This is a genomic window from Oleiagrimonas sp. C23AA, assembly GCF_011759385.1.
Lineage (GTDB): Bacteria > Pseudomonadota > Gammaproteobacteria > Xanthomonadales > Rhodanobacteraceae > Oleiagrimonas.
In genome coordinates, this window is record NZ_JAARLY010000002.1 from 163,934 (window position 1) to 177,541 (window position 13,608).

Sequence of the window (13,608 nt, forward strand, 5' to 3'; positions counted from 1 at the left end):
ATGACTGACAGCGCCATCCATGTTTCCCAGGGCGAAGGGGTGCTGCGCTTGCGTGGCACGCTGGGTTTCGCCACCGCGGCCAAGGCGTTGCGTGAAGGCAGTCAGGCGCTCGCGGGTGGCCGTATCCAGATATTGGATCTGGCTGGGCTGGAGGCGGTCGACAGTGCAGGCCTGGCCTGCGTGCTGGCGCTGATGGCCGAGGGCCGGCGCCAGGGGCATGTGCCGCGCGTGCAGCAGCCACCCAAGGCGCTGTGCGATCTGGCTCGCGTATGCGAGGTCCAGGACCAGCTCGCGGCCTGACCGCATGGTGACCTGACCTCCAGGCTTTCGGCCAAGGGCCGGCGCTCGACAGGCGCCGGCCTTTTTATTAGCAGGTTTCGTGGCGGCTTTTTTCTTGCCCAGCGGTACCTTGGGCCTCCGGGGGCTGACGCGTATTCGATGCTGGACCGGAAGTCGGTCGAGGTGCTCGGCTCGTGCAGGCAGTGCGTATCAGGAATATCCCTTGGGGTTGCTTATCCGGCGTGCCGATGGATCACAAAAAAGCCGGCAAGGAGCCGGCTTCTTTGCATGTGTTGCGGAGCTCTCAGCCACCCGAGGCCGGTGGCGGGATGCTGCTGGCGCCCGCGGGGGCACCCTTGTTGCCGGACTTCCCGCCATGCGTCTTCTCCCAGTCGTGCTGCTCGTTGAGCAGTTGATCCGGGTCGAAGCCTTTCTCATCCAGACCCTGCATCTGTTCGATGATGGCTGCGGGCGGATTGCCGTCATAGAGCGCGTAGAGGCGCTGTTGACGATACGCATCGCGCAGGAAGATATAAGGGTCGTAGGCCGAATCCAGGAAGCTTTCGGCATCGATGGCACGCGCCCGCAACGTCACCAGATACAGCAGGCTGGGCAGGTACTGCTGGCTGTATTCATAGTCGTGGTTGCGTGCGTAGATCGACAGCGGGTCGAAGAAGTAGCTGTCTACCGGCAGGTGCCAGACGTCGCGTGTGGTAGTGGGTCCTATCAGTGGCAGCACCAGATAGGGGCCGTCGGGTACGCCCCAGCGCGCCAGCGTGATGCCGAAGTCCGTCTCCTGTTGCGGCAGGCCCAGCCGACTGGCCGGATCAAGGAAACCGCCCAGGCCTACCGTCAGGTTGACCAGGAAGCGGCCGGTATTCTGCAGAGCCTGCTTCGGACGGGCCTGAAGCACATCGTTGCCGATGGTGATCGGCAGGCGGATGTTGGAGAAGAAATCGGAAATGGCGCGACGCACCGGCGGATTGGTGACCTTGCGGTAGGTCACCGCGACCGGACGGATAACGGCCTTATCCACGTCCTGGTTGAAGGCGAACACCTTGCGGTTGAAGCCTTCCCACGGATCATCGGTGCGGGGTTTGGCAATGGCGCAGCCGGCCAGCACGGTGACCGTGGCCAACAGGGCGGCGCGACGCAAAAAGCGGTGGGGGACACGCATACGTAAGTGACTCAGGCCGTATATGTACCGAGCAGTTTATTTATTTTGTTGCCGCTTTGCCATGCCCCCAGCCTTACAAAGCGCCAAACTGTGCATGGTACGGCAGGTGTGCGTTGCCAGCAAAGCATGCCCGCAGCTAAACTTGTGAACTGACAAACTCTCTTTTACGTCAAGGATTTGAAATGGCGCGTATTACCGTCGAAGACTGCCTGCAGGCAGTCGATAACCGTTTCGAGCTGGTGCTGATGGCCACCAAGCGTGCCCGTCAGTTGGCCAAGGGTGCCGACGCCTTGCTCGATGCCGAGAACGACAAGCCCACGGTGCTGGCCCTGCGTGAAATCGCCGAGGACCGTATTGACGAGGCCACCATCGACCAGATCGACCGTGCCGAACGTGAGCGTGCCGAGCGCGAGGCGCTGGAATGGGCTGCCGCCGAAGTGGACGAAGACGCCGCCAAGAACGGCGACGAGTAAGCGTCCAAGTTTGCCGCGATCAGTTTGGCCCAGTGCGGCCCGTGCCCTGGTGGGGACTGTCGGGCTTGGCGCAAACGGTCGCTTGCCGACGGTGGTCCGGTTGGTCCTGATGCGTGATGCATCGGTGGCGACAGGCCGCGTACGCCGGCTGTGATCGGCGTGTCTCGACCCTGAGGCGTTTTTGTGGGCATCATGCCGTGTACGCCGGACCGGCCGGCTCTTCTTCATTGCGGCGCATGGGTATGATGGACATGGCGGCCACCACGCACGAGACCGATATTCCGGGCGACGTGCTCGACCTGGAACAGCTGCTTTCCGGCTATCTGCCGGAGGCGCAGGTGCGTCAGGTGCGCCAGGCCTATCTGATCGGCGCCGAGGCGCATGCCGGGCAAACCCGCAAGAGCGGTGAGCCGTACATCACTCATCCGGTGGCGGTGGCGCGCATCCTGGCCGAGCAGGCCATGGACGCCGAGACCATCATCGCGGCAATCTTGCACGACACGCTGGAGGACACCGGCCTGGCGCGCGAGCGCATTGTCGAGTGCTTTGGCGAAACCGTGGCCGAGCTGGTCGATGGCGTGACCAAGCTGGACGCGGTGCGTTTTTCCAGCCGCCAGGAAGCGGCCGCGGAAAGCTTCCGCAAGATGCTGCTGGCGATGGCACGCGACTTGCGCGTGATCCTGATCAAGCTCTCCGATCGCCTGCACAACATGCGCACGCTGGGCGCCAAGGCGGGCCCGTCACGCCGGCGCATTGCCCGCGAGACGCTGGAGATCTACGCCCCCATTGCGCAGCGCCTGGGCATGAACAAGCTCAAGGCCGAGCTGCAGGATCTGGGCTTTCGCGCGCTGTATCCGGATCGCCATCGCGTCATCTCGGCGCGCATCAAGAGCGCCATTGGCAATCGTCGCGAGTCGATGGCGCGCATCGATCACGCGCTGGAAGCGCGGCTCGAAGCCGAGCAGATTCCGGCGCGCGTGGTCAGCCGGGTGAAATCGCCTTTCAGCATCTATACCAAGATGCGCAACGACCACAAGTCGTTCAGCCAGGTGATGGATGTTTACGGGTTTCGCGTGGTCACCGACAGCGTGATGCGCTGCTACCATGCGCTGGGTGCCATCCACGCGCTGTTCAAGCCGGTGGAAGGGCGCTTCAAGGACTTCATCGCCATTCCCAAGGCCAACGGCTACCAGTCGTTGCACACGGTGCTGTTCGGGCCGTTCGGCGCGCCCATCGAGATCCAGATCCGCACCGAGGAAATGGATTCGGTAGCCGAGCGCGGCGTGGCCGCGCACTGGGTTTACAAGACCGAGGGTGGCCCGGCCAACAGCGCGCAGCACCGCGCGCGCGAATGGCTGGCCAATCTGGCCGACCGCCAGGCGGCGACGCCGTCGTCGATGGAATTCATCGAAAGCGTGAAGATCGACCTGTTCCCGGACGAGGTCTATCTGTTCACGCCGCGCGGCGACATTCTCTCGCTGCCGCGCAGCGCCACCGCCCTGGATTTTGCCTACGCCGTGCATACCGATGTGGGTTATCACGCGGTGGCCGCGCGCGTGGACGGCAAGCTGGTGCCGCTGCGTACGCCGCTGGCCTCGGGGCAGCAGGTGGAAATCATCACCGCCGCCTCGGCCGTGCCCAATCCTGCGTGGCTGGACGTGGTGGTCACTGGCAAGGCGCGCACCGCCATCCGCCAGTATCTGAAGCATCTGCAGCATGAGGATGCGGTCGACTTCGGCCACCGTATGCTCGATCGCGAACTCGATGCGCGCAATGCCACCCTGGACACCATTCCAGCGCCGGTGCTCGAGCACTTCCTGGCCGAGCATAATCTCAAGCGTCTGGAAGAACTGCTCGCCGATATTGCGCTGGGCAATCGCATGCCCGACCACGTCGCCGAGCAGTTGCTGGCCGGCGTGCGCGATGGCGGCGCCTCGGCCACGCGCCGTCCGGCCGGCGACAACATCCGCATCACCGGCACCGAGCGCGGCGTACTCAGTTTCGCCAATTGCTGTCATCCGTTGCCGGGCGACGACATCATCGGCTACCTGTCCTCGGGCAAGGGCATCGTGGTGCATCGTGCCGAGTGTCCGAACGTGGCCGAGCTTCGCAAATCGCCCGAGCGCTGCATCGGCATCGAGTGGGATCGCCAGGTCTCCGGCGACTACAAGGTGGAACTGCGCACCGAGGTGCTGAATCGCCCCGGCGTGCTGGCCACCGTGGCCGCGGCCATTGCCGAGGCCGAGTCGAACATCGAGAACGTCGAGTACATCGAGCGCGACTTCACCGCTGCCACGCTGCTGTTCACCATCGAGGTAAAAAACCGCAAGCACCTGGCCGACGTGATGCGTCGCGTGCGCCGTACCGCGGTGGTCAACGGGGTCTACCGCTACCCGCTGTAAGCGCGCCGATAAGCCTTTTTCGCACTTATGCTGCAGCGTGCCTCGACGTTCGCGCGGGGGCTGTCTAGGCTTGGCCTTTGTTTCCGTCCAAGGTAGCCATCTCCATGACCCGAGCCATCATCGCCACCGACCACGCCCCGGCCGCCATCGGTCCGTATTCGCAGGCTGTACGCGCCGGCAACACGGTGTTCCTGTCCGGGCAGATTCCGCTCGACCCGGCCAGTGGCCAGCTGGTCGAGGGTGATATCGCGGTGCAGGCGCGCCGGGTCTTCGACAACCTCAAAGCGGTTTGCGCCGCGGCTGGCGGTTCGCTGGGCCAGTTGGTGCGCATCGGCATCTACGTGACCGACCTGGCGCACTTTGGCGTCGTCAACGAGGTGATGGCCGAGTACTTCGCACAGCCGTATCCGGCCCGTTCGACCATCGAGGTGTCGGCGCTGCCCAAGGGTGCGCAGGTAGAGGTCGACGCCATCCTGGTGCTGGACTGACCCAGACGCTGGCAGCCGTTTGCGCGCGGCGCCGACAGCCGGTGTCTCCATGGACGTGCTGACGGCGCGGCGGGCCTCGGGTAGGCTTGCCGCGCATGTCCACCGTTTCTTCCCGCGCCCCGGCGGCTCTTGACGCCGGCACCCAGCCGCTGACCACGCTCAAGGGCGTGGGGCCGGCGCTGGCCGTGTCGCTGGGCAAGCTGGGGTTGGAGCGGGTGCAGGACCTGTGGTTCCACCTGCCGCTGCGCTATGAGGATCGCACCCGGCTGGTGCCGCTGGCTGAACTGAAGGTGGGCGATCGCGTGCAGGTCGAGGGCGTGATCGAGGCGATCGATCGCGGTTTTCGCTACCGGCCGCAGTTGAAGGTGGCGCTGGGTGACGATTCGCACGTCACTTTGCTGTTGCGCTTTTTCCATTTTCGTCGCGCGCAGGTCGAGCAGATGGCGGTGGGTAGCCGGCTGCGCTGTTATGGCGAGGTGCGTCAGGGTCCGACGGGCCTGGAGATGGTGCATCCCCAGTACGAGCGCATCAGTGGACCCGGCACGCCGCTGGACGGCACGCTGACGCCGATCTATCCGACCACCGATGGCCTGGGCCAGAAGCGCCTGGGCAGTGTCATCGACAAGGCGCTGGCACAGCTTCCCGGTGACGACGTGCTGGAACTGTTACCGCCGGCATTGCGTGCGCCACTGGGGCTGGGCTCATTGCGCGAGGCCTTGCTGACCGTGCACCGGCCGCCAGCCGGCGCCGACCTGCAGCGCCTGGCACGCAACCAGCATCCTGCGCAGCAGCGCCTGGCCTTCGAGGAGTTGCTGACCCAGCACCTGACGCTGCGTCGCTTGCGTGAGCGCGTGCGCCGTTATCGCGCGCCGCCACTGGTGGGTGATGGCCGTCTTCGTCAGCGTTTCCTGGCTGACTTGCCGTTCACGCCGACCGGCGCGCAATCGCGCGTGGCCGAGGAGGTCGCCGCCGATCTGCACCACGATCATCCCATGCTGCGACTGGTGCAGGGCGACGTCGGCAGCGGCAAGACGGTGGTGGCCGCGCTGGCGGCCCTCAATGCAGTGGAAAGTGGTTTCCAGATCGCGCTGATGGCGCCAACCGAGCTGCTGGCCGAGCAACACCTGCGCAATTTTCGCGACTGGTTCGAGCCGCTGGGGCTGGAGGTGGTATGGCTGGCCGGCAAGGTGCAGGGTCGGGCGCGCAAAGCCGCGCTGGAGGCGGTGGCCGGTGGCGCGCCAGTGGTGGTTGGCACGCATGCACTGATGCAGGAAGGGGTCATGTTCGCGCGCCTGGGCCTGGTCATCGTCGACGAGCAGCACCGCTTTGGCGTGCATCAGCGCCTGGCCTTGCGCGACAAGGGCCGCCAGGCTGGCGAGGTGCCGCATCAGCTGGTGCTCACCGCCACGCCGATTCCGCGCACCTTGGCGATGAGCGCCTACGCCGACCTGGATGTGTCCTCCATCGACGAGTTGCCGCCCGGGCGCACGCCAGTGCAGACCGTGGTGGTGTCTAACGCGCGTCGTGGCGAGGTGGTCGAGCGCATTCGCGCGGCCTGCCTGGAAGGGCGTCAGGCCTACTGGGTGTGCACGCTGATCGAGGAATCCGAACAACTGGAGGCACAGGCGGCCGAAGTGGCGCACGCCGAACTGCAGGCCGCCTTGCCGGAGCTTGCCGTGGCGCTGGTACATGGGCGCATGAAAGCCGCCGAGAAGCAGGCGGCGATGGATGCCTTCAAGGCCGGTGAGATCGCGGTGCTGGTAGCCACCACCGTGATCGAAGTGGGTGTGGACGTACCCAACGCCAGCCTGATGATCATCGAGAATGCCGAGCGTCTGGGGTTGTCGCAGCTGCACCAGCTTCGCGGGCGTGTCGGCCGAGGCGCCGTGGCCTCCAGCTGCGTGTTGCTGTATCGACCGCCGCTGTCGCAGATGGCGCGCGAGCGTCTGCAGGTGATGCGCGACACCGGCGATGGTTTCCGCATCGCCGAGAAGGATCTTGAACTGCGCGGGCCGGGCGAAGTGCTGGGTACGCGCCAGACCGGCCAGATGAGCTTCCGCGTTGCCGACCTTGCCCGTGATGCGCACCTGATGCCGGCCGTGCAGGAAGTCGGTGAGGTGCTGCTGGCCGAGCATGAGGCACTGGCCGAGCGCCTGGTGCGGCGTTGGGTGGGCGGCGCGGCACGTTATGCCGATGCCTGATGCGGCCACACGTGCCGTGCACGCGTCACGCTGCTAAGCTGGCCGTTTTCGCATCGGAGCCAACCGTGGCCGCACCCCATCTGCTGATCGATACCGACCCGGGCGTGGACGATGCGCTGGCGCTGTTGATGGCGCATGCGCATGCCAAGGTCGAGGCGCTTTCCATTGCGGCCGGTAATGTCGGTCTCGAGCACACGGTGCGCAACGCCTGCACGCTGCTGGACCTGATCGAGGCGGACACGCCGGTGCATGCCGGCTGCCCGACGCCGCTGGTGCGCCTGCCCGAGGAAGATGCCGCCTTTGTACACGGCAGTGATGGCTTGGGTGATGTCGGCTTCCCCGCGCCGCAGGCGCAGCCGCAGGACGAGCACGCTGCGCTCACCTTGATTCGCCGCACCCGGGAGCGTCCGGGCGAGCTGACACTGGTGGCCCTGGGGCCGTTGACCAATCTGGCCCTGGCGCTGCGCCTGGACCCGTCGCTGCCCGAGCGTGTGAAGCGACTGGTCATCATGGGCGGCGCGGTCACCGGTCACGGCAACACCATGAGTGTGCCGGCCGAATTCAATATCGGCTTTGACCCGGAGGCGGCCAAGGTGGTGTTCGAGGCCTGGCCGATGTTCGATTTGGTCGACTGGGAAGCCACCTTGCGTCACGCTTTTGATGGCGACACCTTCGCCGCCTGGTTGAAGGCGGGTGACCGGCGCGCCCGCTTTTTCGACCAGATTTTCGGCAAGGCGCGCCAGTACAATGCCATGCGCGGGCGCAGTGGCGTGATTGCCGCCGATGCGCTGGCCATGGCGGTGGCGCTGGATGAGTCGATCATCACCCGCGCCGAAACACGTCACGTCGGCGTGGAAACCGAGGGTCGTCTCACCCGCGGTTCCACCGTGGTCGACTGGGAAAACCGTCTTCAGCGTCCGCCCAATGCGCGTATCGTGTTCGACGTCGATCAGGCCGCCTTCGGCGCTATGGTGGCGCGGGCGCTGGGCGCCACGGACTGATTTGCCGTCAGGGACTTGCAGGTGCCCTGACACGCCTATACAATGCCGCTCTTTTCGCCGAGCTTTTCTTCGGAGCGCCCCATGAAAGCCGATATCCATCCGAACTACCAGCCGGTGGTGTTCCAGGATCTGTCATCCGATTTCTCGTTCCTGACGAAGTCGACGATGACCAGCAAGGAAACCATCAAGTGGGAAGATGGCAACGAGTACCCGCTGATCAAGGTGGATATCTCCAGCCATTCGCACCCGTTCTACACCGGCAAGCAGAAGACCATCGATTCCGGCGGTCGCGTCGACAAGTTCCGTCGCCGCTACTCGGTCGGCGGCAAGCAGTAAGCTGCTTGTGCTTGGCGGCGCCGGTCCTTGGGATCGGCGCTGGTCAAAGCATGGTTGGACGTGCGCGTCCGATCTGCCTGAAAACGCTCGCCAGCAAGTCTTGCTGCGCGGGCGTTTTTCGTATGCGCGCGCGGCGGGACTTGTAATTGCGAAGATGGCCCCCAGTCAGCAACGGCGCGGCGGCTGTGCGATAATGGCGTGCTATCGGATGCCTGCGCATCCGTTGCGCAGCCGGCCGATTTCCCGTTGGCCGCGCCTTCCCCTATCCCCACCGACGCCGACCCCGTTTCCCATGAGTCGCGTCGGGGCTGAACGCAAGGAGTCTGCCGTGTCCGACAAGACCGTCAAGCTGATCGACGAGGCCAACAAAACGACCGAGCTTCCGCTGGTCGGTGGCACCATGGGTCCCGAGTGCATCGATATCGCCAAGGTGTACAAGGAAACCGGTCATTTCACCTTTGATCCGGGCTTTGCGGCCACCGCCAGCACCAAGAGCGCCATCACCTACATCGACGGCGACCAGGGCGTGCTGCTGTATCGTGGTTACCCCATCGAGCAGCTGGCCGAGCACTCCAACTTCCTGGAAGTGTCGTACCTGCTGATGAACGGCGAGCTGCCGAACAAGAGCGAGTTCGACAACTTCGAGCATCAGGTCACGCACCACACGATGATGCACGAGTCGCTGAAGAACTACTTCCGCGGCTTCCACCATGATGCGCACCCGATGGCCATGCTGTGCGGCGCCGTCGCCTCGCTGTCGGCGTTCTACCACGACGATCTGGATATCGAGGATCCCGAGCAGCGCAAGATGGCCGCGATCCGTCTGATCGCCAAGATGCCGACGCTGGCCGCTGCCGCCTACCGCTACACCATCGGTTGGCCGATCCGCTATCCGAAGAACAGCCTCGAATACTGCGATCGCTTCCTGCACATGATGTTCGAAGTGCCGAGCGAGCCGCTGGAGCTGAACCCGGTGGCCGCCAAGGCCATGGATCTGCTGTTCATCCTGCACGCCGATCACGAGCAGAACGCGTCGACCTCGACGGTGCGTCTGGTCGGTTCCACCGGCGCCAACCCGTACGCCTCGGTCGCGGCCGGCATTGCCGCGCTGTGGGGGCCGGCCCATGGCGGCGCCAACGAAGCGGTGTTGAAGATGCTGGCCGAGATCGGCTCGCCCGATAACGTCGAGACCGCGGTCAAGCGCGCCAAGGACAAGGATGACAGTTTCCGCCTGATGGGCTTCGGTCATCGCGTCTACAAGAACTTCGATCCGCGCGCCAAGATCATCCGCGAGATGTGCCACAAGGTGCTCAACGAGCTGGGTGTGTCCGATCCGCTGCTGGACGTGGCGCTGAAGCTGGAAGAGGCTGCCCTGAAGGACGACTACTTCGTCGAGCGCAAGCTGTATCCGAACGTCGACTTCTACTCCGGCCTCATCTACAAGGCGCTGGGTATCCCGACCGAGATGTTCACGGTAATGTTCGCCATTGCCCGTACTGCCGGCTGGGCCGCGCACTGGTGCGAGCACCACGAAACCCCGGGCGCCCGCATAGGCCGTCCGCGCCAGATCTACACCGGCGCTGCCACGCGCGATTACGTGGCTGCCGACAAGCGCTGATTCACCGCGCTTGCGAAGATCTGAAAAAAGCCCCGGTTCGCCGGGGCTTTTTTTATGGAGCGGGTGTGCCTGAACGTGGGCGGATGACGGCCATGGTGCGCACGAATCAGCGTAGAGCGGCGGCCAGCATGGCCTCGAACTCGTCCTCGTGTTCGACTTGATGGTGTGCCGATGCCAGCAGTTCGCGCACGCCCTGCAGTGAGGCGCGCCGCATCGGTTTCTCATCGACCCGGTCCAGCGGTGCCTGGCGCAGGCTGTCGCCGGGCATCACCGTCAGGTCAAACGGCAGGTTGTCGGCGGCGAACAGAAACACCGGAAAGTCGCGCTGGCTGTCGCGGTCCTCGCGCAGGGTGCGTGTCTGGGTTTCGTACGGCACGCCATGTTCCTGCAGGAACAACGGCACCGCTTCGGGGTCGTCGGTGAAAAGGTGCAGGCACACGGCCGAATGCGTATCGGCGGTGCCCTCCAGTACTGCGCCGACCAGTCGCGGCCGGAAACGGGCGAAGAACTGCATGGCTTCCACGGCCGCTTCGCGCCGCTCGCGCAAGGCCTGCGGCTGGCTATCGGCCTGGAAAATGCGCTGGTGTTCGCGCAGTGCCTGCTCGATTTCGCTGTTGCGGGGCAGGGCCTGGGTTTCGGGCATGCCCAGGCGATCGGCGGCCTTGTGCTTGGCGTGATGGTAGTCGCGGATGCCGTGTTCGCTCATCAAGCGGGCGGCTTCCTGGGCAATCAGGATGCGGTTGCGTTGCTGGCGATCCTGGGCGTGGATGCGATGGTGCTCACCTCTGGCCATCATTGCTGCTCCGGTCGGGGGTCCACACGCAAACAGACTACCTGAGCGCGCACCTGCTGTGGAAGCAGCTTGTCGTCCAGGCCATTCACGGTTCAGTGGCGGTGCGGTGGTGTCGGCCAAACGCCATAAAAAAAGGCCCGCCTGTGACCAGGCGAGCCGTAAGTTCCTTGCTTGAATTTTCGTGGGCCTAGAAGATGTCGTAGGCGTGTTGCTGTTCCTTGGTTTCCTGCTGCTGCTTGGCCTTGGCGCGCAGGCGATCGACATCCTCGACCTTGAAGTATTCCTTCATCGCGTCCGGGTCATCGACGCTGGTCGGCAGGCCGCTGTGCTTGTTGATGGTCAGCGTGGTGATGCCTGGCGGCATCGGCAGCTCCGCCGGCGGCTTGCCCTTGAGCGCGGCGCCCATGTAATCCATCCAGATCGGCAGCGCGGTTTCGGCACCGAATTCGCCGCGACCGAGAATGCTGAAGTCGTCGAAGCCGACCCAGACCACGGTGACAAGATCGGTATTGAAGCCGCCGAACCAACCGTCGCGGTGATCGTTGGTGGTGCCGGTCTTGCCGGCAAGGTCGGTGCGACCCAGCGCCATGGCGGCGTGGCCGGTGCCCTTGCGGATCACGTCCTTCATCAGCGAGGTGATCAGGAAGTCATTGCGCGGGGTGAGCACGCGCGGTGCCAGGCGCGGCTTGTCGTCGGCATGTTCGTCGGTTGCTCCTGCAACGCTGGCGGCGTTGACCGGTGCCGTGGCCGGCGCCTGCGGTGCGTTGCTGGCCGCCACCGTGCCGGCGGTGGCCGGTGCGGCCGAGCTGGCGGCACTGGCCAGCGGGTCGGTGTCGACATCGGTGGGGTCTTGCAGCAGGCGCTGCTGGCACTGGCGGCAGGCACGCTGCGGGTCGGCCTTGTATACCGGCGTGCCGTTGCGGTCGTCGATCTCGGAGATGAAGTACGGCGTGATCAGGTAACCGCCATTGGCGAATACCGAGTAGCCGCGCGCCATGCTCATTGGTGACACCGATGCTGTGCCCAGCGCCATCGACAGGTTGTCCGGCAACTGCGACAGGCTGAAGCCGAAACGGATGATGTAATGGCGCGCGTAGGGCAGGCCCAGCGCATCGAGCAGTCGCACCGAGACCAGGTTCTTCGACTCGACCAGCGCGGTGCGAAGGCGCATCGGGCCGTCGAACTTGCCGTCGTCGTTGCTCGGCGTCCATACGCCGTTGGGCTTGGACGGGTCGGGCAGCACCACCGGCGCATCATTGATGATCGAGGCCGGCGTATAGCCGTGCTGCAGCGCCGCCGAGTAAAGATACGGCTTGAAGCTGGAGCCGGGCTGGCGACCGGAGCCGGTCATCAGGGCGCGGTTGAACTTGCTGCGCAGGAAGCTGAAGCCGCCGACCAGCGCGCGCACGGCGCCGGTGTCGGGGTCCAGCGACACCAGAGCCGACTGGGCGGCGGGAATCTGTGCCAACTGCCACTGCTTCTTGGTTTCACTGGTCGAGGCGACGTTGTCATCCTTGGTTTTGCTGTCGTGCTTGGTGGTGACCTGTGTCACGCGCACCACGTCGCCGCGCTTGATCACCGCATCCACGGCCTTGGGTCGGGCGCCGGGGTAGTTGGCGTTGACGTAGGGGCGCGCCCAGGCCACTGCATCCATGTCCAGGGTGATGGTTTTCGAATCACCGAGATACACCGTGGCCTTTTTGGCATCGGCATCGGTGACGATGCCCGGTAGCAGTCCGGCGACGGAGTTGTAGCTGTCCAGGTCGTGATCGAGCTGGTCGTCGGTAACCTGTGGCGGCAGCTGCACATGGGCCTCGGGGCCGCGGTAGCCGTGACGGTGGTCGTAATCGATCAGGCCCTGGCGCAAGGCGTGGTTGGCGTCGCCCTGCAAGTCGCCCTCGATGGTCGTATGGATCACATAGCCATCGGTCAGCGCCACATTGCCCAGGCGATCCAGCGCCGCTTGACGCACCATCTCGGCCACATAGGGTGCATGCACCTGCACCGGCGGCTCGTGCAGCGAGGCGTGGTCGGGCTCGGCGATGGCCTGCTTGTACTGCTGCTGGTTGATGAAGTGGTGCGACAGCATCTGCCCCAGCACCCAGTTGCGGCGATCGATCGCGCGCTTGGGGCTGGTGATCGGGTTGACCACCGAAGGCGCCTGATACAGCGAGCCGAGCATGGCGCACTCGGCGATGGTCAGCTGGTCCAGGGTCTTGCCGTAGTACACCTGCGCGGCGGCCGCGACGCCATAGGCGCGGTGGCCCATGAACATCTTGTTGAGATACAGCTGCAGGATCTGGTCCTTGCTGAGCTCATTCTCGATGCGGAACGAGAGGAAGATCTCGGTGAGTTTGCGCGTATAGCTTTTCTGCGGGCTCAGGAAGAAGTTGCGCGCCACCTGCTGGGTGATGGTCGAGCCGCCCTGCACCTTGCGACCGCCGGCCAGCACCACGTGTACGGCCGCGCGCAGCGTGCCTTCCACATCAATGCCCGAGTGGTGATAGAAATCGGCGTCCTCGGCCGAGAGCACGGCATTCTTCAGGCGCGCGGGTACGTTCTCGATCTTGATCGGGATGCGGCGCATTTCGCCAAAGCTGGCGATAAGCTTGCCGTCCTTGCTGAGAACACGCAGCGGCACCTGCATGCGGACATCTTTTAGGGAGTCGACAGAGGGCAGGCGCGGGGCAATCAGCCAGTAGGCCACGCCGAGTGCTGCCGCCCCGAGGACGATGCCGGCCAGCGCGAGAATGAGCGCATAGCGCAGCAGTCGCTTGAGGATTCGCATGGATGCAGATCGCGGTTGAGTGAAAGGGTACAGAACAAATGTTTAACCACCC

At 64.8% G+C, this 13,608-nt stretch carries 11 protein-coding genes; 8 read left to right on the plus strand and 3 right to left on the minus strand.

The genetic code is table 11. The features are described 5' to 3' along the window. Positions 1-300: an STAS domain-containing protein gene (locus HBF24_RS03785; RefSeq protein WP_167169216.1), complete on the plus strand. Its 300-nt coding sequence runs from the start codon at positions 1-3 to the stop codon at positions 298-300. A gap of 283 nt (positions 301-583) precedes the next feature. Here the strand turns inward: HBF24_RS03785 and HBF24_RS03790 are convergent, their stop codons facing one another. Beyond that, positions 584-1,456 (minus strand): VacJ family lipoprotein, encoded by an 873-nt coding sequence (locus HBF24_RS03790; protein ID WP_167169219.1) that lies wholly within the window; start codon positions 1,454-1,456, stop codon positions 584-586. A gap of 182 nt (positions 1,457-1,638) precedes the next feature. Here HBF24_RS03790 and rpoZ point away from each other — a divergent pair, with 182 nt between their 5' ends. The 7 genes from rpoZ (at position 1,639) to HBF24_RS03825 (ending at position 9,975) form a co-directional block, all read left to right on the plus strand. After that, complete coding sequence (gene rpoZ, locus HBF24_RS03795; protein ID WP_167169222.1) at positions 1,639-1,929, plus strand: DNA-directed RNA polymerase subunit omega; 291 nt, start codon at positions 1,639-1,641, stop codon at positions 1,927-1,929. Positions 1,930-2,165: 236 nt separating this feature from the next. After that, positions 2,166-4,331, plus strand: coding sequence for a bifunctional (p)ppGpp synthetase/guanosine-3',5'-bis(diphosphate) 3'-pyrophosphohydrolase (locus HBF24_RS03800; protein WP_240922179.1), 2,166 nt, complete (start codon positions 2,166-2,168; stop codon positions 4,329-4,331). A 104-nt stretch (positions 4,332-4,435) separates the two neighbouring features. After that, on the plus strand, positions 4,436-4,819 hold the full coding sequence (locus HBF24_RS03805) for a RidA family protein (protein ID WP_167169224.1): 384 nt from the start codon (positions 4,436-4,438) through the stop codon (positions 4,817-4,819). A gap of 95 nt (positions 4,820-4,914) precedes the next feature. After that, positions 4,915-7,020 (plus strand): ATP-dependent DNA helicase RecG, encoded by a 2,106-nt coding sequence (gene recG, locus HBF24_RS03810; RefSeq protein WP_167169227.1) that lies wholly within the window; start codon positions 4,915-4,917, stop codon positions 7,018-7,020. 65 nt (positions 7,021-7,085) lie between these two features. After that, the gene (locus HBF24_RS03815; RefSeq protein ID WP_167169230.1) at positions 7,086-8,021 is read left to right on the plus strand and encodes a nucleoside hydrolase; all 936 of its coding nucleotides are present in this window, start codon (positions 7,086-7,088) and stop codon (positions 8,019-8,021) included. An 81-nt stretch (positions 8,022-8,102) separates the two neighbouring features. After that, positions 8,103-8,357 carry a type B 50S ribosomal protein L31 gene (locus HBF24_RS03820; protein WP_167169233.1) on the plus strand — a complete coding sequence of 85 codons (255 nt, stop codon included), beginning with the start codon at positions 8,103-8,105 and terminating at the stop codon, positions 8,355-8,357. Between the two features lie 292 nt (positions 8,358-8,649). Further along, complete coding sequence (locus HBF24_RS03825) at positions 8,650-9,975, plus strand: citrate synthase (RefSeq protein ID WP_206064174.1); 1,326 nt, start codon at positions 8,650-8,652, stop codon at positions 9,973-9,975. A gap of 106 nt (positions 9,976-10,081) precedes the next feature. Here the strand turns inward: HBF24_RS03825 and HBF24_RS03830 are convergent, their stop codons facing one another. Both HBF24_RS03830 and HBF24_RS03835 read right to left on the minus strand, forming a co-directional pair. After that, positions 10,082-10,768 (minus strand): hypothetical protein, encoded by a 687-nt coding sequence (locus tag HBF24_RS03830; protein ID WP_167170031.1) that lies wholly within the window; start codon positions 10,766-10,768, stop codon positions 10,082-10,084. Between the two features lie 187 nt (positions 10,769-10,955). Continuing rightward, positions 10,956-13,556: a penicillin-binding protein 1A gene (locus HBF24_RS03835; protein ID WP_167169238.1), complete on the minus strand. Its 2,601-nt coding sequence runs from the start codon at positions 13,554-13,556 to the stop codon at positions 10,956-10,958. Positions 13,557-13,608: the final 52 nt, after the last annotated feature.

Coding starts and splice junctions, on each gene's coding strand:
- HBF24_RS03785 (WP_167169216.1), top strand. CDS start 1: ATGACTGACAGCGCCATCCATGTTTCCCAGGGCGAAGGGGTGCTGCGC.
- HBF24_RS03790 (WP_167169219.1), bottom strand. CDS start 1,456: ATGCGTGTCCCCCACCGCTTTTTGCGTCGCGCCGCCCTGTTGGCCACG.
- rpoZ (WP_167169222.1), top strand. CDS start 1,639: ATGGCGCGTATTACCGTCGAAGACTGCCTGCAGGCAGTCGATAACCGT.
- HBF24_RS03800 (WP_240922179.1), top strand. CDS start 2,166: ATGGGTATGATGGACATGGCGGCCACCACGCACGAGACCGATATTCCG.
- HBF24_RS03805 (WP_167169224.1), top strand. CDS start 4,436: ATGACCCGAGCCATCATCGCCACCGACCACGCCCCGGCCGCCATCGGT.
- recG (WP_167169227.1), top strand. CDS start 4,915: ATGTCCACCGTTTCTTCCCGCGCCCCGGCGGCTCTTGACGCCGGCACC.
- HBF24_RS03820 (WP_167169233.1), top strand. CDS start 8,103: ATGAAAGCCGATATCCATCCGAACTACCAGCCGGTGGTGTTCCAGGAT.
- HBF24_RS03825 (WP_206064174.1), top strand. CDS start 8,650: ATGAGTCGCGTCGGGGCTGAACGCAAGGAGTCTGCCGTGTCCGACAAG.
- HBF24_RS03830 (WP_167170031.1), bottom strand. CDS start 10,768: ATGGCCAGAGGTGAGCACCATCGCATCCACGCCCAGGATCGCCAGCAA.
- HBF24_RS03835 (WP_167169238.1), bottom strand. CDS start 13,556: ATGCGAATCCTCAAGCGACTGCTGCGCTATGCGCTCATTCTCGCGCTG.